This is a genomic window from Streptomyces sp. NPDC050485 (assembly GCF_044458185.1).
Classification (GTDB): Bacteria; Actinomycetota; Actinomycetes; order Streptomycetales; family Streptomycetaceae; genus Streptomyces.
The window spans coordinates 79,010-102,517 of record NZ_JBITHR010000011.1 but is presented as its reverse complement, the minus strand read 5'-3'; the positions used below and the strand labels follow the sequence as shown (position 1 = coordinate 102,517).

The 23,508-nt window shown below is 71.8% G+C and carries 24 protein-coding genes and 2 pseudogenes; 17 read left to right on the top strand and 9 right to left on the bottom strand.

What is annotated here, in order from left to right:
• Window positions 1-72 precede the first annotated feature (72 nt).
• Window positions 73-786: a ricin-type beta-trefoil lectin domain protein gene (locus ACIBK6_RS22840; protein WP_399053144.1), complete on the bottom strand. Its 714-nt coding sequence runs from the start codon at window positions 784-786 to the stop codon at window positions 73-75.
• Between the two features lie 191 nt (window positions 787-977).
• Between ACIBK6_RS22840 and ACIBK6_RS22835 the strand changes: the two genes are divergently transcribed.
• The 3 genes from ACIBK6_RS22835 to ACIBK6_RS22825 are packed head-to-tail and all read left to right on the top strand — an operon-like array spanning window position 978 to window position 2,960.
• Window positions 978-1,403, top strand: coding sequence for an XRE family transcriptional regulator (locus ACIBK6_RS22835; protein ID WP_399053143.1), 426 nt, complete (start codon window positions 978-980; stop codon window positions 1,401-1,403).
• Window positions 1,403-1,882 carry a ParH-like protein gene (locus ACIBK6_RS22830; RefSeq protein WP_399053142.1) on the top strand — a complete coding sequence of 160 codons (480 nt, stop codon included), beginning with the start codon at window positions 1,403-1,405 and terminating at the stop codon, window positions 1,880-1,882. The genes ACIBK6_RS22835 and ACIBK6_RS22830 overlap by 1 nt, the downstream gene beginning before the upstream one ends.
• Complete coding sequence (locus tag ACIBK6_RS22825) at window positions 1,875-2,960, top strand: MAB_1171c family putative transporter (RefSeq protein WP_399053141.1); 1,086 nt, start codon at window positions 1,875-1,877, stop codon at window positions 2,958-2,960. Before ACIBK6_RS22830 ends, ACIBK6_RS22825 begins: the two co-directional genes overlap by 8 nt.
• A 103-nt stretch (window positions 2,961-3,063) precedes the next feature.
• Here ACIBK6_RS22825 and ACIBK6_RS22820 read toward each other — a convergent pair whose 3' ends face one another.
• Window positions 3,064-3,993: a LysR substrate-binding domain-containing protein gene (locus ACIBK6_RS22820; RefSeq protein ID WP_399053140.1), complete on the bottom strand. Its 930-nt coding sequence runs from the start codon at window positions 3,991-3,993 to the stop codon at window positions 3,064-3,066.
• Window positions 3,994-4,093: 100 nt separating this feature from the next.
• On the opposite strand from ACIBK6_RS22820, the gene ACIBK6_RS22815 reads away from it, so the two are divergent.
• Window positions 4,094-4,717, top strand: coding sequence for a LysE family translocator (locus ACIBK6_RS22815; protein ID WP_399053139.1), 624 nt, complete (start codon window positions 4,094-4,096; stop codon window positions 4,715-4,717).
• Between the two features lie 118 nt (window positions 4,718-4,835).
• Window positions 4,836-5,555 (top strand): MBL fold metallo-hydrolase, encoded by a 720-nt coding sequence (locus tag ACIBK6_RS22810; RefSeq protein WP_399053138.1) that lies wholly within the window; start codon window positions 4,836-4,838, stop codon window positions 5,553-5,555.
• 41 nt (window positions 5,556-5,596) lie between these two features.
• On the opposite strand, the gene ACIBK6_RS22805 is transcribed toward ACIBK6_RS22810, so the two are convergent.
• The gene (locus tag ACIBK6_RS22805) at window positions 5,597-6,598 is read right to left on the bottom strand and encodes a LuxR C-terminal-related transcriptional regulator (RefSeq protein ID WP_399053137.1); all 1,002 of its coding nucleotides are present in this window, start codon (window positions 6,596-6,598) and stop codon (window positions 5,597-5,599) included.
• Between the two features lie 232 nt (window positions 6,599-6,830).
• On the opposite strand from ACIBK6_RS22805, the gene ACIBK6_RS22800 reads away from it, so the two are divergent.
• On the top strand, window positions 6,831-7,598 hold the full coding sequence (locus ACIBK6_RS22800) for a G1 family glutamic endopeptidase (protein WP_399053136.1): 768 nt from the start codon (window positions 6,831-6,833) through the stop codon (window positions 7,596-7,598).
• Window positions 7,599-7,743: 145 nt separating this feature from the next.
• Here ACIBK6_RS22800 and ACIBK6_RS22795 read toward each other — a convergent pair whose 3' ends face one another.
• The 4 genes from ACIBK6_RS22795 to ACIBK6_RS22780 form a co-directional block, all read right to left on the bottom strand.
• Window positions 7,744-8,667 carry a hypothetical protein gene (locus tag ACIBK6_RS22795; RefSeq protein WP_399053135.1) on the bottom strand — a complete coding sequence of 308 codons (924 nt, stop codon included), beginning with the start codon at window positions 8,665-8,667 and terminating at the stop codon, window positions 7,744-7,746.
• A gap of 104 nt (window positions 8,668-8,771) precedes the next feature.
• A complete protein-coding gene (locus ACIBK6_RS22790) occupies window positions 8,772-9,212 on the bottom strand; it encodes a hypothetical protein (RefSeq protein ID WP_399053134.1) in 441 nt (146 codons plus the stop codon).
• A gap of 145 nt (window positions 9,213-9,357) precedes the next feature.
• Window positions 9,358-10,431 (bottom strand): HoxN/HupN/NixA family nickel/cobalt transporter, encoded by a 1,074-nt coding sequence (locus ACIBK6_RS22785; RefSeq protein ID WP_399053133.1) that lies wholly within the window; start codon window positions 10,429-10,431, stop codon window positions 9,358-9,360.
• Between the two features lie 241 nt (window positions 10,432-10,672).
• Window positions 10,673-11,320 (bottom strand): phosphatase PAP2 family protein, encoded by a 648-nt coding sequence (locus tag ACIBK6_RS22780; protein WP_399053132.1) that lies wholly within the window; start codon window positions 11,318-11,320, stop codon window positions 10,673-10,675.
• Window positions 11,321-11,545: 225 nt separating this feature from the next.
• Here ACIBK6_RS22780 and ACIBK6_RS22775 point away from each other — a divergent pair, with 225 nt between their 5' ends.
• The 5 genes from ACIBK6_RS22775 (at window position 11,546) to ACIBK6_RS22755 (ending at window position 16,335) form a co-directional block, all read left to right on the top strand.
• Window positions 11,546-11,932, top strand: a complete 387-nt coding sequence (locus tag ACIBK6_RS22775; RefSeq protein WP_399053131.1) for a BlaI/MecI/CopY family transcriptional regulator — start codon at window positions 11,546-11,548, stop codon at window positions 11,930-11,932.
• Between the two features lie 14 nt (window positions 11,933-11,946).
• A complete protein-coding gene (locus ACIBK6_RS22770; RefSeq protein ID WP_399053130.1) occupies window positions 11,947-12,894 on the top strand; it encodes a M56 family metallopeptidase in 948 nt (315 codons plus the stop codon).
• Between the two features lie 272 nt (window positions 12,895-13,166).
• Entirely contained in the window at window positions 13,167-13,781 is a 615-nt protein-coding gene (locus ACIBK6_RS22765; RefSeq protein WP_399053286.1) for a serine hydrolase domain-containing protein, read from the top strand.
• Between the two features lie 238 nt (window positions 13,782-14,019).
• The gene (locus ACIBK6_RS22760) at window positions 14,020-14,946 is read left to right on the top strand and encodes an adenosine kinase (protein WP_399053129.1); all 927 of its coding nucleotides are present in this window, start codon (window positions 14,020-14,022) and stop codon (window positions 14,944-14,946) included.
• Window positions 14,947-15,093: 147 nt separating this feature from the next.
• Entirely contained in the window at window positions 15,094-16,335 is a 1,242-nt protein-coding gene (locus tag ACIBK6_RS22755; RefSeq protein WP_399053128.1) for an ROK family protein, read from the top strand.
• 113 nt (window positions 16,336-16,448) lie between these two features.
• Here the strand turns inward: ACIBK6_RS22755 and xylA are convergent, their stop codons facing one another.
• Window positions 16,449-17,618 carry a xylose isomerase gene (gene xylA, locus ACIBK6_RS22750; protein ID WP_399053285.1) on the bottom strand — a complete coding sequence of 390 codons (1,170 nt, stop codon included), beginning with the start codon at window positions 17,616-17,618 and terminating at the stop codon, window positions 16,449-16,451.
• A 168-nt stretch (window positions 17,619-17,786) separates the two neighbouring features.
• On the opposite strand from xylA, the gene xylB reads away from it, so the two are divergent.
• The 5 genes and pseudogenes from xylB (at window position 17,787) to ACIBK6_RS22725 (ending at window position 21,643) form a co-directional block, all read left to right on the top strand.
• Window positions 17,787-19,268 carry a xylulokinase gene (xylB, locus tag ACIBK6_RS22745; RefSeq protein WP_399053127.1) on the top strand — a complete coding sequence of 494 codons (1,482 nt, stop codon included), beginning with the start codon at window positions 17,787-17,789 and terminating at the stop codon, window positions 19,266-19,268.
• Window positions 19,269-19,538: 270 nt separating this feature from the next.
• Window positions 19,539-20,318 (top strand): SDR family NAD(P)-dependent oxidoreductase, encoded by a 780-nt coding sequence (locus ACIBK6_RS22740; protein WP_399053126.1) that lies wholly within the window; start codon window positions 19,539-19,541, stop codon window positions 20,316-20,318.
• Between the two features lie 16 nt (window positions 20,319-20,334).
• Window positions 20,335-20,559: pseudogene (locus ACIBK6_RS22735) on the top strand (GntR family transcriptional regulator); the annotation flags it as partial.
• Window positions 20,551-20,625 (top strand): annotated as a pseudogene (locus tag ACIBK6_RS22730) (dihydroxy-acid dehydratase); the annotation flags it as partial. The pseudogenes ACIBK6_RS22735 and ACIBK6_RS22730, both read left to right, overlap by 9 nt.
• A gap of 238 nt (window positions 20,626-20,863) precedes the next feature.
• On the top strand, window positions 20,864-21,643 hold the full coding sequence (locus ACIBK6_RS22725; protein WP_399053125.1) for an ATP nucleotide 3'-pyrophosphokinase: 780 nt from the start codon (window positions 20,864-20,866) through the stop codon (window positions 21,641-21,643).
• A gap of 80 nt (window positions 21,644-21,723) precedes the next feature.
• Here the strand turns inward: ACIBK6_RS22725 and ACIBK6_RS22720 are convergent, their stop codons facing one another.
• Window positions 21,724-22,596: a class II glutamine amidotransferase gene (locus tag ACIBK6_RS22720; RefSeq protein ID WP_399053124.1), complete on the bottom strand. Its 873-nt coding sequence runs from the start codon at window positions 22,594-22,596 to the stop codon at window positions 21,724-21,726.
• A gap of 327 nt (window positions 22,597-22,923) precedes the next feature.
• Here ACIBK6_RS22720 and ACIBK6_RS22715 point away from each other — a divergent pair, with 327 nt between their 5' ends.
• A complete protein-coding gene (locus tag ACIBK6_RS22715) occupies window positions 22,924-23,466 on the top strand; it encodes an ATP-binding protein (RefSeq protein ID WP_399053123.1) in 543 nt (180 codons plus the stop codon).
• Window positions 23,467-23,508 lie beyond the last annotated feature (42 nt).

Below are 23,508 nucleotides of genomic sequence, written 5' to 3'. Positions count from 1 at the left end.
CGGGCCCGACCTGTGCGCCGATGCAGTCGGCCCGCACGGCATCGGCCACCCTGGCCCCCGCCCGCCAGCGGATCAGGCGGTCAGGGTCCACTTCTGGTTGGGCAGACCATTGCAGTCCCAAATGCCCAACTGGGTCCCGTTGTTGGTGTTGAAGCCGAGGTCGTCGAGGCACTTGCCGGTGAGGACGTTCTTCAGCGAGCCGTCCGCCTGCGGAAGCCACTGCTCGCCCTGGCTCCACGGCTGGCAGTCGTAGATCTCCACCTTGGTCCCGTTGTCGTGGCCGCCCCACACGACGTTCAGGCACATCCCGAGGGCGCGCACCGTGTGGTCCGTGCCGAGCGTCCACCACTGGGCGCCGGTGCCGTTGCAGTCGTAGATCTGCACGGGGGTGGCCACCGTGGTCTTTCCGCTGCGGATGTCGACGCACTTGCCGCCGTAGCCGACCAGCCGGCCCTGGCTGCCGGTCACACCCACCACCGTCGGGCGGATCGTCCTGGTCGCCCAGGACTGGCCGCGGTTGCAGAAGGCGATCGATGTGCCGTCGCCGGTGACGACGGGGCCGGCCACCCAGTAGTCGATCGGCTGGTTGCCGATGAGGTAGAAGCAGGCGGCCCGGGTCTGCCACATGGTGCCCGGGGAGACCCCGGTGCAACTGGCACTGGCGACCGGGCCCTCGTAGTGGGTGGTGCACGACCCCGGCGCATCGGCCTGGGCGGTGGCGGGCAGGGCCATGGCCCCGATGATCGCCAGCAGTGCCGTCAATAACGCGGCGGTGGTACGTCTCACGGTGATGTTCCCTTCGTTCACGAGCCGATGGCTCGCGCTCCCGATGCGCCTCGAAGCCTCGTGCAGCCCCGATCCCCGTGTCAACTGGTATGGATTCTTTGGCTGTTTCATTCATCTCAGCTGAGATCGTCATCGGGTGCCGCGGCCGGAACGGGGCGGGATATCATGCCGGTGCGAACGGAGGTGGGGCCGTGTCGGAGGCCGAGGTCCAGTCACTGGCGGAACGGATAGACGCACTCTTCCGAACGGTCCGCCGTCCTGACCACTCCCCGTACAGCAATGAGGAAGTGGCCCGCGCGTGCCGCGAGTCGAGCGGCGAGACGTTTTCGGCCACCTATCTGTGGCAGCTGCGCACCGGCCGCCGGGACAACCCCACCAAGCGCCACCTCGAGGCACTGGCCGCCTTCTTCCAGGTGCCGGTCGCCTACTTCTTCGACGACGCGGAGAGCGCCCGGATCGCCGAGGAGGTGGCGCTGCTCTCCGCGATGCGCGACGCCGGGGTGCGCGATGTGGCCCTGCGCGCGGTCAGCCTCTCCCCCGACGGGCTCGGCACCGTACGCGACCTCATCGACGCGATCGCCCGGCGCGAGGCCGACCGGCGCCGACCGGCCGGCTGATGACACAGCGCCGCCTGCTGCGACGCTGTCGTGCCCTCGCCGCATCCCTGGAACTCCCCGTTCCCTTCGACGCGTTCCGGCTCGCCGAGACCGTTGCCCGGCGCCGCGGCAGGCCGATCGATCTGATGCCGGCCACCTGGCAGCCCGGGGTGCCGTGCGGCCTGCTGGTGACCGCCGAGTCGGCCGACTACATCGTCTACGCGGCGGACACCTCACCGCTCCACCAGCAGCACATCCTGGTGCACGAGCTGTCCCACCTGCTGTGCGAACACGACGGCGCACTCTCCACCGGCCTTGTGCCGCACCTGTCACCGGAGCTGGTGGGCCGGGTCCTGGGCCGCACGGTCTACTCCCAACCACAGGAGCAGGAGGCGGAGTTACTCGCCTCCCTCATCCTCCAGCGGGCCGTCTGGTCCGCCCCGGACCGGCCGCCGGACCCGCTCTTCGGCCCCGCGCCCCGGCACGGCGGCCGTGGCTGACGCCCTCCCCTACCTCAGCGGATTCGCCCTGCTCGCGTTCGGCCTGTTCCGGTGGGCCGCGCTCCGCGGCAAACGGTGCGAGACCGCCCTGCGCCACGCGCACCGCTTCGCCTTCTGCCTGGGCACCGCCCTGCTGGTACTCGCCCCGGCCACGGCCCGGGCCCTCGAACGGGCCGTCGGCCTGCCGGGACTGCCCATGCTGCTCGGCGACGCACTGCGGACTCTGGCGGTGTCCTGCCTGGGACTGCTGACCTGCCGCCCGGTGCGGCGCCAGGCCGTCGCCGCCGGGCTGGCCCTCCTCACGCTGGTGACGCTGTTCGCCTCGGCCCGGCTGCAGCACTCGGCCGGTCAACTCTTCGTCGACGCCCGTCACCGTGCCGTGCTGGCCGCGTACGACATCACCCTCGTCCTCTACCCGGCCTGGCACCTGACGGGCCTGGGCCGCGCGCTGCTGCGCCGGTCCCGGCGGACCGGTCCGGGCGCCCCGCGCATCGGCATGCGCCTGCTCGTCGCCGGCGCCGCCGTCGGCGTGGCCTGGACCGCCTGGGGGCTCGACGACGTCCGGCTCGCCCTGCTCACCGGCCGCCAGTCCGACGGCGACGACCCGCTCTCCATCACCCTCGGTCTGCTCTGCGCGGCGTTGGTCATCAGCGGTGGCAGCGCGGCGGCCTGGCCCTGGCTGCGCCACCGGTGGTGGACGTACCGCACCTACCGGGCGCTGGCCCCGCTGTGGTCCGCCCTGCACGGCGCGTTCCCGGACATCGCACTGCCCCGTCCCCGCCCCCATCCCGGCATCCGGTTCGTCCTCTACCGCCGGGTCATCGAGATCCACGACGGCCTGCTCCTCCTGCGCCCCCGGCTGAACGCCCCGCCCCGCCCTGACCCGGACACGGCCGCCACCGCCGCGGCCCGCATCTCGGCGGCCCTGCGTTCCCCCGCCCCCACCACGGACTTCAGGCCCGGCCCGGTCCCCCTGCCGACCGCCTCCGGCACCGGCACGGACGCGGAGGCATCCCAACTGGCCGAGATTTCCCGCGCGTTCGCCCGGCTGGCCACCCCGCGCGCCGAGAGCCCCTGACGGCATCAGCGGACAACGGGGGGCTGCTCTTCTCCCCCTTCACCGCCTGCCCCGAGTACCTGGAGGACCACAGATGAAGGTCACCGTGGACGAGGGGCCCGGCTCACCGTCGCGCGGGCCATGTGGCGGTGATGTCCTCGGCCACGTCGCGCAGCAGGCTCAGGAAGATGTCCACGAGCGGCGTGAGGGAGGCGTCGGCCGCGGTCACCGCGTGGAGTTGGCGATGCGGTTGCGGGTGGGCGAGTTCGCGGTGGGTGGTGCCGGGCAGGTGGGTCAGGGCCAGCCGGGAGACGAGGCAGACCCCGATGCCGGTGCCGACCAGCGCCTGCGCGACGTCGTACGAGGCGGTCTGGAACCGGATCTTGGGGGTGAACCCGGCGTCGCCCGCCGCCCGGTCGAACTGCTCGCGGGCGGCATGACCGGCCAGGATGGTCACCCAGGACTCGTCGCGCAGTTCCGCGAGGCGCAGCGGGTCGGCGTCGGGCCGTCGCGCGAGCGGGTGGTCGTCGGGCAGCACCACCACCATCGGGTCCACCAGGAGCGGATGTACCGCGATGTGCGGGGGCGGGGCCGGGGGTGCTTCCCAGGAGGCGATGACCGCGAGGTCGAGCCTGCCCTCTGCCACGTACTCGATGCCCCATGCGGAGGCCAGGTCCTCGACCGACAGGTCCGCCTCGGGGTGGCGGTGGCGCAGCGCGGTCAGGGCGGGCGGAAGCAGATGGAGGGCGGCCGCCTGGAAGGCTCCGACCCGCAGTCGCAGCGACAGGTGTCCAAGGAGTGCCGCCAGCCTGGCCGATGCCTGGTCCGCCTGCTGGTCGATGACGTGTCCATGGGCGGCCAGGACAGCACCGGCCGGAGTCAGGCTCGCCCCGCGCGGCCCGCGAAGGACCAGCGGCACCTGCCAGTCCCGCTCCGCCCGCGCGACCTGCTGAGTCACCGCCGCCGGTGTGAGCCCGAGGGCGTGTGCGGCCGCGGTGAGGGAGCCGTGGCGCTCGATCAGCGCCAGGAGGCGGAGCTGTCCAGGATCGGCCATTCAATAATGTTAACGCTGCACCGCTCGGCTCTAACTTCTCCGAGGTGCTCCGGCGGGCCAGCCTGGGTGGGCAAGCCACCACCCACGGAAGGCCCTCGGCATGCCCACCCATCTGCCCGTTTTCCTGGTCACCACCTGGCTGCTCGCGATGCTCCCGGGAGCCGGCCAGGCGCTGATGATGCGGCAGACCCTGGCGCTCGGGCCCCGTCGCGCCCGGCCCACGATCGCGGGCAACGCCACCGGGCTGCTGATCTGGTCCAGCGCGGCGGCCGCGGGCCTGTCCGCCGTGCTGCTGGCCAATCCCCATGCCTATGCGGCGGTACGGATCGCGGGCGGCATCGTACTGGTCGTCCTCGGTATCAATACGCTCCGGGCGGCCCGCAGTACCCAAGACGCCCCGGCGGCCGACGCGAAGGAGCAGCGGCCGGGCTTCTGGGCGGCCTACCTCGCCGGGCTCGGCACGACACTGGGCAACCCGAAGGCGGGTGTGTTCGCGATCTCGGTGCTGCCCCAGTTCGTCACGGCCGACGGCCCCGTCCTGGTGTCCAGCGTCGCCCTCGGAGTGCTCTGGGCGCTGGTCAACGCGTGCTGGTACCTGCTGTTCACCTGGGCCGTGGGGCGGGGCCGCGCGCTGGTGTCCCGGCCCGCGGTCCGGCGAGGACTGAACATCACCACCGGCGCCGTACTCCTCGCGCTCGGCCTCGCCGTTGCGGGCGGCATCTAGAACCGTCGGTGGGAACCCGCACCGCCGCCTCCGCCAAGCGGCCGCAATCGGCGCGCCCTTCCTGGGGCCGGGAGCCATACTGGCCGTCGAAAGCGAGGGAAGAGAGGACCGTCCCGGCATGGAGACGACTGTCACGGAGATCGCGCCCGACATCTACCGGCTGTCCACGTACATCAGTGAGGCCGACTTCCTGTTCAACCAGTTCCTGATCAATGCCGAGGAACCTCTGCTGTTCCACTGCGGACTGCGGGCGCTGTTCCCTCTGGTGTCGGACGCCGTGGCCCGGGTGACCCCGGTGGAGGGGCTGCGCTGGATCACCTTCGGCCATGTCGAGGCCGACGAGTGCGGTTCCATGAACTCCTGGCTGGCCGCCGCCCCTCGGGCCGAGGTCGCGCACGGCGCGATGGGCTGTGTGGTGTCGGTCAACGACCTGGCCGACCGGCCGCCGCGCCCGCTCAGCGACGGAGAAGTGCTGGACCTGGGAGGAAAACGGGTACGGCGCCTTGAGACCCCGCATGTGCCCCACGGCTGGGACGCCGGGCTGATGTACGAGGAGACGACGGGGACCCTCCTGTGCGGCGACCTGTTCACCGCCATCGGCAACGCCCCGCCCCTGACGGAGAGCGAGATCGTCGGTCCGGCCCTCGCCGCCGAGGACGTGTTCGGCGCGTCCTGCCTCACCGCCGACACGGCACCGGCCATGCGCAGACTGGCCGGCCTCACCCCCACCACGCTGGGGCTGATGCACGGCCCGTCCTATGCGGGCGACTGCGGTGAGGCGCTGAACGACCTCGCAACGGCATACGAGGCGCGGTTCACCGACTCGCTACGGAAGTGACACTCCGCCTTGTGCGATACGCAGCCTGTTCGCGTTGGTGTTCACAGCAGACCGGCGCGTGCCGCCTGGATCCCGGCCTGGAAGCGGGTGCGGGCCCCGAGCATGTCCATCACCTCGTGCACCCAGCGTTGCACCGTCCGCGGCGAGACGCCGAGTTGGCGCGCGATGCTGTCGTCGGTGAGCCCCGCCGAGAGCAGGGTCAGCAGCTCCCGCTGCCGGTCCCCGGCCACGCGCCCCGGGTCGTCGGCGTCCGGGACGCGCAGCCCCCGGTGCCAGTACACCTCGAACATCGCCACCAGCGCGTCGAGCAGCGATGAGGGACGTACGAACAGTGCCCCGCGCAGCTCCGCGCCGTTCGACACCGGGAGCATTGCCCAGCGGTCGTCCACCACGGCCAGTTTGCACGGGAGTTCGGGCAGCATCCGGGCTTCTTCGCCGGCCCCGATGAACTCCCGGAGCTCGGCCAGCCGGCCGGGGGCGCGCACCGTACTCGCCTCGTAGACCACCCGCATCCGCACGCCCCGGGCCAGCAGCGGCAGTTCGGCGCCCGGGTCGGCCCGCATGATGTGCGGCGCCTTGTCGAAGAGCAGGACGCTGTGGCGGGCGCCCTCCTGCATGCTCCGCCAGCGCTCCGCGATGGCCGTGCGCCCGGTGACCATCTCCACGAGTCCCGCGGCGGACGGCTGCCGCGCCCGGTGGTAGGTCCGCATCAGTTCGCCGATCCGGCCCCGGGTCCGGCACAACTCCTCCTCGCGGCGCAGCAGAAGCGCCTCCACGGCCACGTCCGGTGCCGTCGCCGACCAGGCCGGCGGCACCCCCTGTCTGCGCACGAGCCCCCGCTCGGCGAGCAACTCCAGGGTGTGCGCCGCGAATTCGGCGCCCAGCGTCAGTTCGGCGGCGATCCGGTCCGTGGTGCGCCCGGGCCGGGCCAGTACGCGGAGGTAGACGCGCTCCTCGGGTTCCGGTACGCCGAGCGCCCCGAGCAGGCCGTCCGGGGCCGGGGGAGGTGAAGTCTCCGCCGCACAGGGCGAGTTCGGGAGCATCCTGACCGCCTAATCCTCAGTCGCGCCTGGGTACGTGAGGCGAGCACATACAGCCCGCAGGCCCGCTCTGTCCATCTCCGATGGGCCATCATGTCATGTTCCCGCCATGGCGGGTTCCAGTTCCCGCCTGTCCCTTGAGAGTTCGGGCCACCCGCCCCCACCATGAGCCCGGCCCGATCAGCCGGGCCCACCCGCAGCCTTCCCCCACCCCTCACCCAGAGGAGACCGGCACATGGGTACCCCCATACATACCGCGAGACGATTCCGCAGAGCGAACCGGACCGGATCCGCCGCCGCCGGCCTGCTGTTGGCCGCAGCCACCCTCGCCCCGCTCGGCGTCGGCACGTCCGCCGCTGCCGCCGGCGGCTTCGGCCCGCAGCGGCCGCAGATCAAGGACAGCGTCTGGGGCGGCTATGTCGCCCAGGGCTCGTTCACCCGCATCACCGGATCCTGGGTGGAGCCGCACGCCACCTGCAACTCCACCAACGACCTCTTCGCCCCCTGGGTCGGCATCGACGGCTACGGCTCGCAGACGGTGGAGCAGACCGGGGTGCAGACCGACTGCTCCAGCGGCACCCCGCAGCTCTCCGCCTGGTACGAGATGTACCCGGCCCAGCCCATCTACTGGAACGACCCCGTGTCGGAGGGCGACAGCATGACCGGCACCGTGGTCTCCGACGGCGGCGGCAACTACACCCTCACCCTCACGGACAACACCCAGGGCTGGACCGAGCACACCACCCAGAACCTCGGCGCCCAGAACGTCAGCGCCGAGGCGATCATCGAATCCCCGACGCAGAGCTATCCGTCCTTCAACCGGCTCGACTTCTCGGGCATCAGCGTCGACGGCCAGGTCTTCGACACCTACAGCCCGCAGGCCCTCACCAGCGGCGGGTACAGCCCCGGGCCGCTCCAGAACGGCGCCTTCTCCATGACCCCGGGCGGCGCTTCGCCGCACCGCGCGAACCCCGCGACCCACCCGAGCGCGATCCGCTACTGACCAGGAACACTCGAACCCGACGACACCTGGCCGCCCCGGACCGCCATTCAATTCGGCGGTCCGGGGCGGCTTCCGCGTCACGTCACCGCAGTGCGGCGGGTGATCGCCGACTGCCGTACGGGGTGTGGCACCCCCGCCCGGACGGTCAGCCGACGCGCAGGGTCAGCGCGGCGGTGTGCAGCTTCCCGGCCCTCTGGAACTGCAGGAACAGCCGCCAGTTGCCCGAGACGGGCAGTTCGGCGTGGAACGACAGCTCCGGCCCGCCGTGGTCGCCGTCAACCTTCGTGGCGGGGTGGAGATGGGCGAACGCCTCGTCGCCTTCGTGGAAGGCGGTCACGTGGGCGTAGGTGTCCAGGTAGGGCTGCAGATCGGTGACGGGCTTGCCGTCCTTGGTGACGGTCACGGTCAGCGGGTGCGCCATGCCGGCCATCGGCTCGCCCTGGACGGTGACGGTGTATCCGTCGACTTCGGCGGAGTTGGCGGCGGGCGGCAGCGGCGTCTTCGTCGCCGTACCCGGGACGCCGACGGTGCGGCTGAGGACGAAGTCCTTGCCCTTGCCGGGACCGGAGTCGGGCGTGAAGGAGGCGAACATCCGCCAGGTACCGGGGGCGAGGGAGGCGAGGTCGGCGCTCCAGGTCCCGTCGGCGGTCATCGTCGGGTGGATGTGCTGGAAGCCGGTCAGGTCCGAGCGGATGGCGTAGAAGTGCAGCCGCTTGGTCTGGTCGAGCGCGAAGCCGGTGACGGGCTTGCCATCCGGACCGGCGATCGCGAACCGGTAGGCGGCCTGCGTGCCTGCCGGGAGCGTGGCGCCCTGGCTGGTGAGACGGTAGCCGCCCATGCTGTCGGACAGCCCGTTGCCGGACGCCGTGTGGTCCATGCCCGGCATGTCACCCATGGACGGCGAGGCGCTCGCCGAGGAGGACACGGACGCCTTGGTTCCATGGTCCATGCCGGGCATCGAGGAGCCGCCCGAAGTGCCGCAGGCGGCCAGGGTCAGGGCGAGGGCCGCGGTCGTGGTGGCCGCGGCGAGTGCTCGGCGGCGCACGGTGAAGCGAGAGGAAGCGAACATCGGGTGAGGTCTTTCCGGGTGGCACGCCACGCCAGTGGCGCGCGAGGTGAGCAGGGCTCGTTCGCCGCTCCCGGCCTGTCGGCCGGGCTGCGGCATCGCTCCTGTCACGTCCGCGCGATGCACACCTGAAGCAGCAGACCCCTGCCACCCGTCGGTGGCCCGCGGCGTCCCGTACGGGCCGGGCTCGACGGGCGGGCCGCCCACACCAGCGCCGTCAGCGCTGCCGGCACCGCGAGGGCGGGCGCCGGCAGCGGGAGACGGTCGCGCGCGGGGGTCGAGACGCACAGCGTCCCGTCGTGCATCGCCGACCCGTCGACCGCGCGAGCCTGGACGCCGCCGCTGGGATGCGGGCTCGCGGCGCGGGCCATGGGCGTCATCGCGGTGCTCCCATGGACGTACGGCATCGAGGCGGTCGCGGAGCTCGCACCGTGGCAGCCGCCCGCGGCACTGGCCGGGGAGCCGTGCATGAGGAACAAGCCGAGCAGAACCGCACACAGCGTCAGCAGCCGGGCCAGAGCCCGCCGGTGCTGTCCGCTGTCCGCCACGACCAGTCCTCTCCGCCGCCCGCCCCACGAGCACGATGTCCAATACCCCCGCAGGGTACCGCGCGCCGCTTCTTCACACGGATGCGGGGTGCGCCGTCCATGACTCAAAGAGGCGGACGGCCGGCGCGTGCGGGGACGCGCCGGTTCAGTCCGCGCCCTGTTCGGCGGAGCGCAGGTGCGCGGTCCACTTCTCTTCGATGCGGCCGAGCTTCCAGATGGCCATCGCGATGACCCAGGTGGCGAAGAAGAGGCCGACGATCACGAAGCCGACGATGTTCAGGTCCAGGCCGCCGATCCAGTCCCAGAAGGCGCCGTGCAGGCCGAGCTTGTCGGCGAGCAGGCCGAGCAGCTCGATGGTGCCGATGATGAGGGCCACGGCGACGGACAGGCCGGTGATCGTGAGGTTGTAGTAGACCTTGCGGACCGGCTTGGAGAACGCCCAGCCGTACGCGAAGTTCATGAAGGAGCCGTCGATCGTGTCGAGGAGCGACATACCGGCGGCGAAGAGGACGGGCAGGCACAGGATCGCGTACCACGGCAGCCCGGAGGCCGCGCCGGAGCCGGCGAGGACCATCAGGGCGATCTCGGTGGCCGTGTCGAAGCCAAGGCCGAAGAGCAGTCCGAGGGGGTACATCTGCCACGGCTTGGTGATCGACTTCATCACCCGGCCGAGCAGCCGGTTCATGAATCCCCTGTTGTTGAGCTGCTCTTCCAGCGCGGCCTCGTCGAAGTCGCCGGTCCGCATGCGCCGGAAGACCTTCCAGATCCCGGCCAGGATGACGATGTTGATGGCCGCGATCACGTACAGGAAGACGCCGGAGACGGTGGTGCCCACCAGCCCGGTCACGGTGTGCAGCTGGGAGTTGTCGTCCTGGACCGGCCCCGCGAGCGCCTTGACGCCGAGCGAGAGGAGGAAGGCCAGGGCGAACACGATGCTGGAGTGGCCCAGCGAGAACCAGAAGCCGACGGACAGGGGACGCTGCCCCTCGTTCATCAGCTTGCGGGTGGTGTTGTCGATGGCGGCGATGTGGTCGGCGTCGAAGGCGTGCCGCATGCCCAGGGTGTAGGCGGTCACGCCCATGCCGATACCGAAGGCCTTGGTGCCCACGGTGTAGTGCTCCGGCGCGACGATCGCGACCAGAGTGAACCAGCCGATCAGGTGCAGGGCGAGAATGAACGCGGCCATACCCCCCATGCGCGACCATTCGCGGCGCGTCATGGACGTGGCTATCCGCTGCCATCGGGATCGGGTCGGCAGCTGCTCTGCCACGGGGGCGGTGACCATGGGCGTCCGTTCTTCGGCCGGGGAGACAACGGCACAACCTAGACGCACAGTCTTCCTAGCTGCAACCCAGTCGCAACAATGAGCCGCATCACTGGTGGGGCACGCCGGGGGAGGCACGCATGGTTCGGGCGTCCCTGATGGCTATCAGGGACGCCCGGTTGATGTCGGCTCGACGTCAGCGCGCGACGTGCGCGCCCGCCGGTTTGGCCGTCAGGACCGGCGCCAGAGCCCCGGCGCGAAGACGGGCGACCAGCGGTACGGCGAAGCGGCGCAGGACCAGGCTGGTCACGTAGGCGACCGGCAGGGCGAGGACGGCCGCGGCGAGGACGTCATGGGGGTAGTGGCCGCCGACGTACACCCGACTGAATCCTTCGATCAGGGCGAAGACCGCGGCGATCGCGCTGAGGCGGCGGTCGAGGAGGAACAGAGCGGCGACGGTCGCGACGGCGGTGGTGGTGTGGCCGCTGGGGAAGGCGTAGTCACTGGGTGTCGGGCAGGTCTCGACGATGTACGCGTGCGGCATCGACAGGCAGGGGCGGGCCTCCTGCACGAGCTTCTTGGCCACCTCGGCCACGGCGAAGGCCACGGCGACGCTGACCGGGACGGCCAGCGCGAGGGTCATCGTCGTGGTGTCGCGGCGGCGCGCCTGCCACCAGCCGACCACCATGAGGATCGCGAAGACGCCCAGACCCGCGTTGGTCCACCACTCCATCGGGGTGTTGAGCCACTTGGTGTCGCGGGCGAAGTCGGTGACGGTCGTGAACAGGGACCCGTCGATGTGCGAGCCGTCGAAGGCCAGCGGCACCGGGGAGACTGCGGTCATCAGGCGGTTCTTTCAGGCTCGGTCCGGGTCGCCGCCCCGCATCCGGGCGCGTCCAGGCATCCACACGGCGGGCAGCGACACCGAGCGGGCACGGCTTCCCCCGCCAGGTCCGCGCTCGGCGCGGGGGTCGCGGAAGGTCGTGGCACACTCAGGCACGGCCCGACCTTCTACGAGCATGTAGAAGGTCTACAGGACTGTAGACGATGTACGGAGGGGAACCAACTCGTGAACCACGAGGATGCCCCGGGTGAACGGCGGCCCAGCGGTGCGCTGGAGGCCGAAGTCCTCGGCCTGCTGCACGATGCCGGAGAACCGCTGATTCCGCGGCAGGTCCGTGATCGCCTGGGCGGTGATCTGGCGTACAGCACTGTGGTGACGGTGCTGTCGCGCATGTACGACAAGGGACTGCTGCGCCGTATCCAGCAGGGCCGGGCGTTCGCCTACGCACCGGACGCGGATGCGCCGGGGCTGGCCGCGCGCCGCATGCGGCAGGTGCTGGAGGACGGCGGTGACCGGGAGGCGGTCCTGACCCGCTTCGTCGACGACCTGTCGAGCGGCGACGAGGCACTGCTGCGCCGGCTGCTCGGTGGCGACCTGCACCCGGACCAGTAGGGCGAGGGTCAACGATGCATCTCGCCGTCTATCTGCCGCTGCTCCTCCCGCTGTTCGCCGTACCCGCCGCGCGTCCGCTCGCCGACCGCCTCGAACCGCGTCTGGCCACCTGGTTGCTGACGGTGGGCGCCGTCGTGCTGGCCGCGGGCAGCACCACGGTCCTGGGGCTGCTGGCCCTCGCCGGTCTGGTCCGTATCCCGTCGGTCGCCGAACTCGCCCACCTGTCACCGGCAGTGCTCCACCGCGACGATCCCGCGCAGACCTCGGTGGCCGTGGTGGCCGGACTGCTCCTGCTGGTCGTCGTCACGGTCGGCTCCCGCTTCCTGTACCGGCGGGTGCGGGCCGTGTGCGCGGCGGTCCTGGAGGCCGCCTGCTTCCCGGGCCAGGACCCCCTCGTGGTGATGGACGAGGTGACCGCCGACGCCTTCGCGATGCCGGGGCTGCCCGGCCGCATCGTGGTGTCCACCGGCATGCTCGCCACGCTCGACGCCACCGAGCGCGAGATCCTGCTCACCCACGAGCGCGCCCATCTGCGCGGCCACCACTACCTGTTCGCCGCCGCCGCTCAACTGGCCGCCGTTGCCAACCCGTTGCTACGCCCCTTGGCGGCTCAGGTCGCGTACACGGTGGAGCGGTGGGCGGACGAGGCGGCGGCGAGCGCGACCGGTGACCGGCGCCGGGTCGCCGTCACCGTCGGCAAGGCGGCGCTGGCGTCGAAGCACTCGGGCGGCCGTCGGCGGCTCCCGGCGACGGCCCTCGGCCTGCTCGGCCGGGCTCGCCACAATCGCCTGGACACCGCCGGACCGGTGCCACGGCGGGTGGCCGCCCTCCTCTCCTCCCGGCCTGCGGGCGGGAGTTGGCGGGCGGGTGCCGTGACCGCGTATCTCGCATTCGCCGCCCTGTGCACCGTCGAGGCCACCCACGACCTGCACGAACTGCTCAAGCGGGCCAAAGGAGGCTGACCCGACGGGTCAGCCGTCGGCGGCGGGCACCCGGCCCGGCTCCTGCTGCTCCGGCACCGGAAAACGCCGTCCGCTCGGCACGTGCTGCCTACCGCTGGGCGGCCGCGGCCGTCTCGCGCGCCTGCCTGGCGCCGCCCCACGCGTCGCGTCGCCCGCGGTGGATCCGGAACCGGTCGAAGAGGACCGGTGCCGGGTCCGGTACGGCGCCGTCGCGGTCGGCGTGTGGTAATAGCTGACGGTGGGCCTCATAGCCGAGAAGGCCACGGGGCCGGCTGGGCGACCTGATCCGCGACCGAATCGCCCGGCCGCTGCACCTGAAGAGCACCTACCTGGTCACCGGCCCGCCCCGGTCGAAGGACCCCCGTGTCGCGCACGGTTACGAGCCCGACGCCGCCCACATCGGCCCCCTGCTTCCGCCCGGCACGCCCGCCGGGACCTTGTTCGCCGGGCCCGCCCGGCCCGCCGGCCATGTCGACACCACCTGGATCAACCTCAGCACAGAGGGGGCTGCCGGAGGCATGGTCTCCACGGCTCAGGAGTGGGCCCGCTTCCAGACCGCGCTGATGTCCGGCAAGCTCTTGCCGCCCGCCCAGATGCGACAGATGCGTACCACCGTCGGCGAGGAGCCCGGCAATCCGAACCGGTACGGGCTCGGTCTGGAGCAGGTCGTCACGCCGTGCGGCACCATGTGGGGCCACGTCGGCCAGGCTCCCGGATTCTCCAGCGAGGACTACACCGACAGCACCGGCCGCCGTACCGTCTCCGTCTTCGCGACGACCATCTTCGGCCTGGCCGAGCCGAGGGCCGGCGCCGCCCATCAGTTCCTGGTGGACGCCGCGGTCTGCGCCATGCTCGACAAGCCCGCCCCGTCGGCCCCGGCCGACTGACCCTCGTCCGCCAAGAAGCGAGGCTGGACCGGCTGGACCAAGCTCAAGCGCATGGCCCCACCCCCCACCTGGCACTCACCCACCCGCAACTTGCTGAATCTTTCCGTAAGTTCTTGCTCAGAGGCCGAAGCTCCTGCTTGACTCGCCTGTCGGCAGGTGCAGTTGCCGGTCGACACGGGGTCGTCGGTCGACAAGTCGCCCTGCCCGGAAGGCGCGTTCAGCAGCGGGGAGGGATTTCATGACGGACGACACCGATGTCCTTGTGCTGGGCGGCGCCGGCGTCGACACCATCGTGCAAGTGCCCGCGCTACCGCTTCCGTTCGCCGACAGCTACATGATCCGGCCCGGCATCGAGACACGCGCGGGGCAGACCGGCGACTTCGTCGCGTTGGGGCTGAGCGCGCTCGGTCTGCGCACGCATCACATCGACATGATCGGCGACGATCACGAAGGTGACCTGGTCCGCGCACTGCACCGGGACCGGGGTATCGCGCTCACCGAGGTGCCGCTGCCCGGCGGCACCAAGCGTGCGGTCAATCTCGTCGGGCCGGACGGACGGCGGCTGTCGCTGTACGACGACAGCCGCTCCCGGGAGGCGGACCGGCTGCCCGAGGACACGGTCCGGGCCCTGGCCGCGAGGAGCCGTCACGCCCACGTCTCCATCACCTACCCGTGCGCGTTCACGCTGCCCGCATTGCGCGAGGCCGCGGTGACGATCTCGACGGACCTGCACAACTGGGACGGCGACAACCCGTACCACGAGCCGTTCGCCCACGCGGCGGACGTCGTCTTCGTCTCCGCCACGGCCCTCGCCGACCCGGAGCGGACCATGCGCCGCATCGTCGAGCGGGGCCGGGCCCAGGTGGTCGTGGCGACGGCGGGTGCCGAGGGCGCGTATCTGCTGGCCGGCAACGAGCTGACACACATTCCGGCCGTGTCGCCGCCCGCCGCGGTGGTGGACTCCAACGGTGCGGGGGACGCCTTCGCGTCCGGCTTCCTCTTCGGCCGGCTGGCCGGGGAGCCCCCGCTGCGGTGCGCGCTCTACGGCGCGGTGGCCGGTGCGCATGCCTGCACCGTGCCGTCGACGCGGGCCGACGCCATCGGCCGCGCCGCGCTCCTCGCGCGGGTGGCGGAACTGGAATCCGGGGCGCCGGTACACCGCTGAGCGAGCCCGGCTCGCCGTGCGTCGGTGCACCCCTGAGCGAGCCCGGCCCACCGTGCGCCGTCTCCCACCCCCGGCGCTGCCAACTGTTCGCAGGTGCCGGAGACCTCCCCTCCCGTACCGCAGGAGATCGCATAGGCTCGCCCCGACATGAAGAGCAACCTCACCCCGCACGAGACCAAGGCCGGCAAGGACTCCGTGCGGCGGCACAACCTGAGTCTGGTGCTGCGTGCCGTCCACGACGACGGTGAGGCCACGCGGGCCGGGGTGGCGGCTCGGGTGGGGCTGACGCGGCCCGCCGTGTCCTCCCTGGTGGAGCAGTTGCTCGAAAGCGGGTTCCTCACCGAGTCGGGCAAGACGTTCAGCGGTCAGGCGGGACGGCCCGGCACGGTCCTCAAACCCGCCCGCACGGGCGCCGCCGGTCTCGGCGTCGAGGTCAACATCGACTATGTGGCCGTCTGCGTGGTGGACCTGGCCGGGACGGACCGGGTGCGGCTGACCGAGTACGTCGACAACCGGGGTGCGCCGCCCGCCGATGTACTGGCGCGAGCGGCGGGGATCGCCTCCCGCGCACTGGGCTCCGCCCACGAGCAGGGACTGCGGCCGGTGGGCGGGACACTCGCCCTCCCGGGCCTGGTCAGTGACGGCAGGGTCCGCCAGGCGCCCAACCTGGGCTGGAACCTGGTGCCGGCGCAGGACCTGTTCGCCGAGGCGCTGGCCGCGCTGCGTCCCGCCGACCCCGCGCTGCCCGTCCGCTCGGAGAACGAAGCCAATCTCGCGGCGCTGGCGGAGCTGTGGTTCGGCGGCCTGGGCAGTGCCCGCAGCTTTCTCTACCTCTCCGGTGAGATCGGGGTCGGTGGCGCGCTGGTGATCGGCGGCGAACTGCTGCGCGGGGCGCACGGGTTCGCCGGAGAGATCGGCCACACGGTGATCGATCCGCAAGGCCCTGCGTGCCGGTGCGGTTCGCGCGGCTGCCTGGAGCAGTACGCGGGCCAGCGCGCACTGCTGCGGGCCGCCGAAATCGACGAGAGCACCGGCGCCCACGGCGTCGCGCACCTCGTACGGCGGGCGGAGAACGCCGACGCTCAGGCGGTGGCAGCCATCGAGCAGGCCGGTCTGATGCTGGGGCGGGTACTGTCGGGGGCGGTCAATCTTCTGGACCCGGACGCGGTCGTACTCGGCGGGATCTACCGGGACTTGATGCCGTGGCTGGCGCCGTCGGCCGAGCGGGTGCTGTCGGGACGGGTGGTATCGGGACTGTGGTCGCAGGACAGCGGCCGGCTGCGCGCCTCCTCCCTGTCGGGGGACGCGGCGCGGGGTGCGGCCGCTCTGGTCGTACGGGACGTCCTCGCCGATCCGGCAGCGTGGACGGAGTCCGGGGCGGGCCACTGACAGACGGAGTCAGGGGCGGGCCACCGACAGCGGCCCGCTCCACGCTGCCGCACGGCCCCGCACCGGCAGGCCGTACGGAAGACAGTCCCAACTCGCCGCACCCGCCGGGCAGTTCAGCGGGCTCCGAGCAGATGGTCCAGGGCCAGCTGGTCGAGGTGTTCGAAGGCCATGCCCCGCTCCCCCGCCGCCTCGACGTCGAAGTCCTCGAAAGCGGTGCGGTCGGCGAGCAGTCCGGCGAGGCCGTCCTCGGCGGTGGGGCGGGCCAGGTCGGCCACGCGTGCGGCGCGCAGCGCCTCGCGCACCTCGGGGTCGGCCCGGAAGGCGGCCGAACGCGCCTTCAGGATCAGGTAGTTGCGCATATTTCCGGCCGCAGAGGCCCACACGCCGTCGATGTCCTCGGTGCGCGGCGGCTTGAAGTCGAAGTGCCTCGGGCCCGTGTAGTCGGCGGATTCGAGCAGGTCCACGAGCCAGAACGCATCGCGCAGGTTGCCGGAGCCGAAGCGCAGGTCCTGGTCGTACTTGATGCCGGACTGACCGTTGAGGTCGATGTGGAAGAGCTTGCCCGCCCACAGGGCCTGGGCGATGCCGTGGGTGAAGTTGAGCCCGGCCATCTGCTCGTGCCCGGTCTCGGGGTTGACGCCGACCAGCTCGGGCCGTTCAAGGCGTTCGATGAAGGCGAGGGCGTGGCCGATGGTGGGCAGCAGGATGTCGCCGCGCGGCTCGTTGGGCTTGGGTTCGACGGCGAAGCGCAGGTCGTAGCCCTGCTCGGTCACGTACTCGCCCAGCAGGTCGAAGGCCTCCTTCATACGGTCCAGGGCGTCGCGCACATCCTTGGCGGCGCCGGATTCGGCGCCCTCCCGGCCGCCCCAGGCGACGTAGGTGTGCGCGCCCAGTTCCACCGCGAGGTCGATGTTGCGGAGGGTCTTGCGCAGGGCGTAGCGGCGGATGTCGCGGTCGTTGGCGGTGAACGCGCCGTCCTTGAAGACCGGGTGGGTGAAGAGATTGGTGGTGGCCATCGGCACGACCATCCCGGTGGTGTCGAGCACCTGCCGGAAGCGCTTGACGCGGGTTTCCCGCTCGGTGTCCGATGCGCCGAAGGGAATCAGGTCGTCGTCGTGGAAGGTGACGCCGTACGCGCCCAGTTCGGCCAGGCGCCGGACCGACTCGACCGGGTCGAGGGCGGGGCGGGTCGCGTCGCCGAACGGGTCCCGTCCCTGCCAGCCCACGGTCCACAGCCCGAAGGAGAACTTGTCCTCGGGGGTCGGGGTGAAGCCTTCCGTCATCTTCTGCGCCACCTTGCTGCGGCCGGTCCGGCGGTCGCCGGAGCTGGTATTTGTTTTCTTGCTTACCGAATACTGCATGATCTCCACAGCTTCCGTAACCCTGATGGTTCGCTTAATTTGTTGCCCTGCCATTCAAATCCCCTCCCGCCCCGCAGAAGAGGTCTCCGGATGACCCACAGCCCGGTCGTCATCGGCGTGGACAGCTCCACCCAGTCCACCAAGGCCCTGTTCGCCGACGCCGCCACCGGAAAGCCGCTCGCCGTCGGCCGCGCCCCGCACCGCGTCGACGGCTCCGCGGGCGCCCGGGAGACCGATCCGGAGGACTGGTGGCAGGCGCTGCGCGAGGCCATCGCCGGCGGGCTCAAGGAATCCGGAGCGCCCGCGTCCGCCATCACCGGCATCGCGGTCTCCGGGCAGCAGCACGGACTGGTCGTCCTGGGCCGGGACGGCCGGCCGCTGCGCCCGGCCCTGCTGTGGAACGACACCCGCTCCGCCCCGCAGGCCGCCGCCCTCACCGCTGAACTCGGCGGCCCGCGCGCCTGGACCGCCCGTACCGGATCCGTACCGGTCGCCGCGGTGACCGCCGCCAAGTGGTGGTGGCTGCGCGAGCACGAACCCTCAACAGCCGCTGCCTGTACGGCCGTTCGCCTGCCGCACGACTTCCTCACCGAACGGCTCGCGGGCGTCGCCGCCACCGACCCCGGCGACGCCTCGGGCACCGGCTGGTACTCCACCGCCACCGGAGCGTACGACCCGGAGATCCTCGAACTCCTCGGCCTGGGCAGTGAGTTGCTCCCCACCGTGGCCGCCACCGGAGGCACCCGCGTCGGCACGCTCACCGCTCACGCCGCCGATTTCCTCGGGCTGCCGTCCGGCATCGCGGTGGCCGCCGGGACCGGCGACAACATGAGTGCGGCCGTGGGCCTCGGGCTCGGCGGCGCCGGGCTCCTCGACCATCCCGTGCTCAGCCTCGGCACCTCCGGCACGGTCTTCGCGGCGACCCGCACCCGGCCCGCCAACCCCGCGCTCAGCGGGTTCGCCGCTGCCGACGGCGGCTACCTCCCGCTCGCCTGCACCCTGAACTGCACCCTCGCCGTCGACCGGATCGCCGCCCTGCTCGGCCTCGACCGCGATGACGCGGCACCCGGCGGCGAGGCCGTCCTCCTCCCCTACCTCGACGGCGAGCGCACCCCCGACCTCCCCGCCGCCTCCGGGCTGCTCACCGGCCTGCGCCATGCCACCACACCGCGGCAACTCCTCGGCGCCGCCTACGAAGGCGCCGCCGTCACCGTCCTGCGCGCACTGGACGAGGTGCTGCGCGCCTGCGGCCTCGACCCCGACTCGCCCGACGTCGCGGCGAGGCCGCTGCGCCTCATCGGGGGCGGGGCCCAAGGACGTATCTGGGTCGAGACGGTACGACGACTGTCCGGACGCCCCCTCGTCGTCCCGGCCGGTACGGAGCTGGTGGCCGTCGGCGCGGCCGCGCTCGCCGCGTCGGCCGCGTCCGGCGCCGATCCGGTCGCCATCGCCCACGACTGGGGAACCGGGCGGGGCACTGAACTGCCCCCGGTGGAGCGCGACTTGGAGACCTGGGAGCGAGTCGGCTCCGTACTCGAACACGCCGCCCCCAGCCTGCTCGGCCGCCCCTGAACGCGCGTGCCGGGAGTCGACGCGGAGTCACTCGCCAGTCGACATGGTCCTGCCCCACTTCGCCGACGGTCCCGGCCCCATCTAACGAGCAGTGGAGATAGGGCAGTTCATCGGGCAGCTGCTGCCTGCGGTCGCTGCGGTCACCGGTCGTGACGGACGATGCGTCCAGTCATCCGATCCGGCCCCCACCCCCAACGTGGCTCTGGCGACCGCTGGTTAGGCTGAATCGTTCCCGGATTCGACCGGGGCATCCCGAGGGAAGAGGCGATCATGGGCGAACTGGACGGCAGGACCGCACTGGTGACGGGCGGCTCGCGTGGGATCGGGCGTGCGGTCGCCCTGCGGCTCGCCGCCGACGGGGCGTTGGTCGCGGTCCACTACGGCAGTGATGACGCGGCCGCCGCGGAGACCGTGGCCCGGATCGCCAAGACCGGCGGCCGGGCGTTCGCGGTGCAGGCCCGGTTCGGCGAGAGCGGTGCGGTGGACCGGCTGTTCGAGGGGCTCACCGCAGGGCTGGCGGAACACGGCGCGGACGGCCTGGACATCCTGGTCAACAACGCGGGCATCCACTCGGTCAGTTCGATCGGGCAGCTCACGGAGGAGGAGTTCGAGCGACTGCTCGCGGTCAACGTGAGTACGCCCCTCTTCGTGGTCCAGCGGGCGCTGCCGCTGCTGCGGGACGGCGGACGGATCGTCAACATGGGCTCGGCGGCCACCCGGATCGCGAACTCCATACAGATCGGCTACACCGTCACCAAGGCAGCGCTGGCGGCCCTCGGCCCGTCGCTCGCCAACGAGTTGGGCCGACGGGGGATCACCGTGAACACGGTCGAACCCGGGGTGATACTGACCGACTTGATCGCCCCCTACGCCGCGGCTCCCGAGGCGGTCGCGGGACTTGAGTCGATCACCGCGCTCGGACGGATCGGCGAGCCGGAGGACGTCGCAGACGTGGTGGGCTTCCTGGCGAGCCCGCAGGGGCGCTGGGTGACCGGTCAGAGCATCGACGTCTCCGGCGGTACCTACCTCGGGCCCATCGCGGCCGGGTGATCCGCCCCGGGGCGCGATGCCCTCCCGCACCCAGTTCGTCCTCGATGCGATCAGGCACGCCGTTCTCACCGGCGCGCTGAGCCCCGGCCAAGCCCTGGTCGACGCGGACATGGCGCGCGAGGTGTACGACGCAGGACTGCCGCTCGAACCGGAGGCGGTGCGCCGCACGGTCGCCCGCCGGGTCCCGCTCGCGGCGGCCGAGGAGGCCCTGGACCGCGCCGACCGCGCCGAGGACGGGGCCGTACTGCTCGGCGGCTGCGACAAGTCCACCCCGGCCCTGCTCATGGGGGCGGCCTCGGTCGAGCTGGGCGAGCTGCCGGACCCGTACGCCGGCTGACCCACGGACGGCCCGACGTGGAGCCGTCCAGGGTGGGGATCTCGTCGGAGTGCGGTGCGATCAAGCCAGATTGCGCCTGGTCGAGAGCGGCGCGATCACCTGGAGGGGGTGGTTCCTGTTGGGTCTCTCGCCAGAGGCCGTCCGCTGCCCCGCGCACTCGCCCGGGGGACCGGACGGCTGTCGCCGAGAGAGGAAGGGACCACCGCCGATGAACCTCAGCCGTACCGTCTCACGGGCCGCGACCGCCGCCGCCCTCGCCACCGCCCTCAGTGCGGCCGCCGCCCACGGAGCCGCCGCAGGGCCCCTGACCGACAAGCCGAGCAAGGCCCACGGCATCAACCGGCCTGCGGATGACGGGAGTTGGAGCGGTGAAGGGCTGTCTCTGAACGCCTCCGACAACGCCGCGGTCGATCACTTCTACGACCGGGCGAAGGAGGCCGAGCGGACCATCAGCCCCCAGGTGTGGGCTGCCGCCCGGATCAGCGGCGCCGAAGTCATCGGCTTCGACCACCGCCTCAAGTCGCCCGACTCGCTGAAGCGCAAGGTCGCCACCTCCCTGAAGGAACACCCCGGCCAGCCGGTGAACGAGGCGCTGGCCGAGATCAAGGACTCGGTGCGCTACACCCTCCAGTGGCCGGACGGCCGCTACGCCGAGGGCGTCACCATCGCCTCCAAGGTGCTGTCCGCCTGGGGCAACGACAGCATCAAGTGGTCCAACACCTGGGCTCGCGCCAAGGGCTACAAAGCCATCAACTCCGCGTGGCGGGAGCCGAGTTCGCACCATGCCTTCGAGGTCCAGTTCCACACGCCCGCCGGCAAGTACGCGCAGGAGGCCACCCACAAGCTCTACGAGGAGCAGCGCCTGCCCACCACGACCCCCGAACGCGCCCGTGAACTCCAGGCACAGCAGGACGCGATCTTCGCCGCTGTCCCCGTTCCCCCGGGCGCCGACCGCCTGACCGCACCGGCACCCGTACCTGTCGGCTGACGAGGACTCGTTCGCGAACGCAGGGCGTCCCCGGCCATGACCCACCGGACACCCCCTGGCCGCCGACCGGCCGGGTCGGCTCACCCGCTCGGCCTCTGCGACTCGGCGGCCCGGGCGGACATGTCGCTGAGGCGGAGCAGGCGGGCCGGCGGGTCGGGGAGGACGAGGCGCCGGTCCGCGCGGCCGTCGGGCGTGACGTGGAGCAGTTCGCCGGGCTCCATGAGGCGCCAGTCCGGATGGTCATCCATCTGCTCGCTGGCGACGACGACGGACGGAGCGTCGGCGAGGTCGCCGGAGTGGACCCGCAATCTGCCTGCCGTGCCGCTGTGGTCCAGGTGCCGCCCTCCGTGCTGACCGCCCGCGGCGCGTTCGAGTACGTGGAGTTCGTGGGTACCCGGGTAGCGCAGTGCCCACAGTTCATCCGGGGTGGTGAGGATGAAGTTGAGGGAGTAGACGGGCAGTTGGGCGGCGATCCAGCGGGCGGCTCGCTCGATACCGCCGCCGATGTCGCCGTGCTGTCCGCGGATTTCACGGGTGATCAGGGCGAAGAACCGTTCGGAATCCGTGTCACCGCCCACCAGGGACAGGTCCGGTCCCAGCTGGGCATCCAGGGCGTCCAGGCCTTCGACCACCCCGTTGTGGGCGAACAGCCGCCCGTCCTGCTGGAACGGATGGGTGTTGCGGGCTGCCAGGCTGCCGGTCGACGCGAGCCGGATGTGGGCGAGGAAGGTGACCGAGCAGACCTGTCGGGCCTCGCTCGCGAAGGCGCGGTCCTGGTACGCGGCGTCGGGGGCCTTGCGGACTTGAGGTGTGCCGTCGGGGTCGAAGTACCCCAGGCCCGTCCCGTCCGGGTCCCGGTGGCTCTGCGCCATGAGGCTGTCCGGGGCGTCTAGCAGCCAGAACGTCGCGTGGCTGCGGCGCGGAGCGCTGCTCAGTCCGAACAGACGACACATGGACGCCACCTCCACCGACCGACACCGACTCCGATCCCCGGGCCCGCCCGGGCATCGTGCACCGGCCAACGAATGAACGCAACGTATGCCGATGGACGCAACGTATGCCGGGACTCGGGACGATCGCGCGTGCGGCCACCCCGCCCGGCCGGTTCTCCGGCTGCCGCACACCCGCGCCCCCGTCGCACCGCTCCTGTTGCGCTTGCCGCCGTACGAGGCATTCTGGAGTAATCCGCGCTGTGCTCATTCGGCTACTTCTGGTAGCCCTTCCGTGGTGGCGGACGCGGGAGCGGCCGACGAGCCACTCCCACCGACAAGGGAGCCGCAGTGATCACGATCGAACATTCCCGCCAGTACACCCTGAACCTGCGCGCGACGCCGGACCGCATACCCCAGGTACGCCGGATCGTCGCCGCACACCTGCGGCACTGGCGCCTTGAAACGATCATCCAGCCCGTCAGCCTCGGCGTGTGCGAACTGCTCATCAACGTCCACCAGCACACCGCCGGCGACCACGACTGCGTCCTCCAACTGCGCTGGGCCCGCGGACAGCTCACCGCGTCCGTCACCGACAACGACCCGCGACTGCCCCGCCTCCACGGCCCCCGGCCCTTCGCCGAACGCGGCCGCGGACTGGCCCTCCTCGCCCACCTCAGCGACAGCTGGGGCACCCACCCCACCATCCACGGCAAAGCCGTCTGGTTCACGCTCACCGCACAACCCCAGGCCATGCAGCCCCTCACACCCCTGCCCCCCAAACCCACCCTCGCCGCCACCGCCACCCCCTCCGTCCCCGCGATTCCCCGTTTCAGCGTCCGGCTCCGGGCCGGTGCGCAGCGACCCGGTGCGCCGTGCGTCAGCAGCGCCTGAGGCTCCGGGCCGGCGCCGGCGGTGCGATCCGGCCGGGGCGGC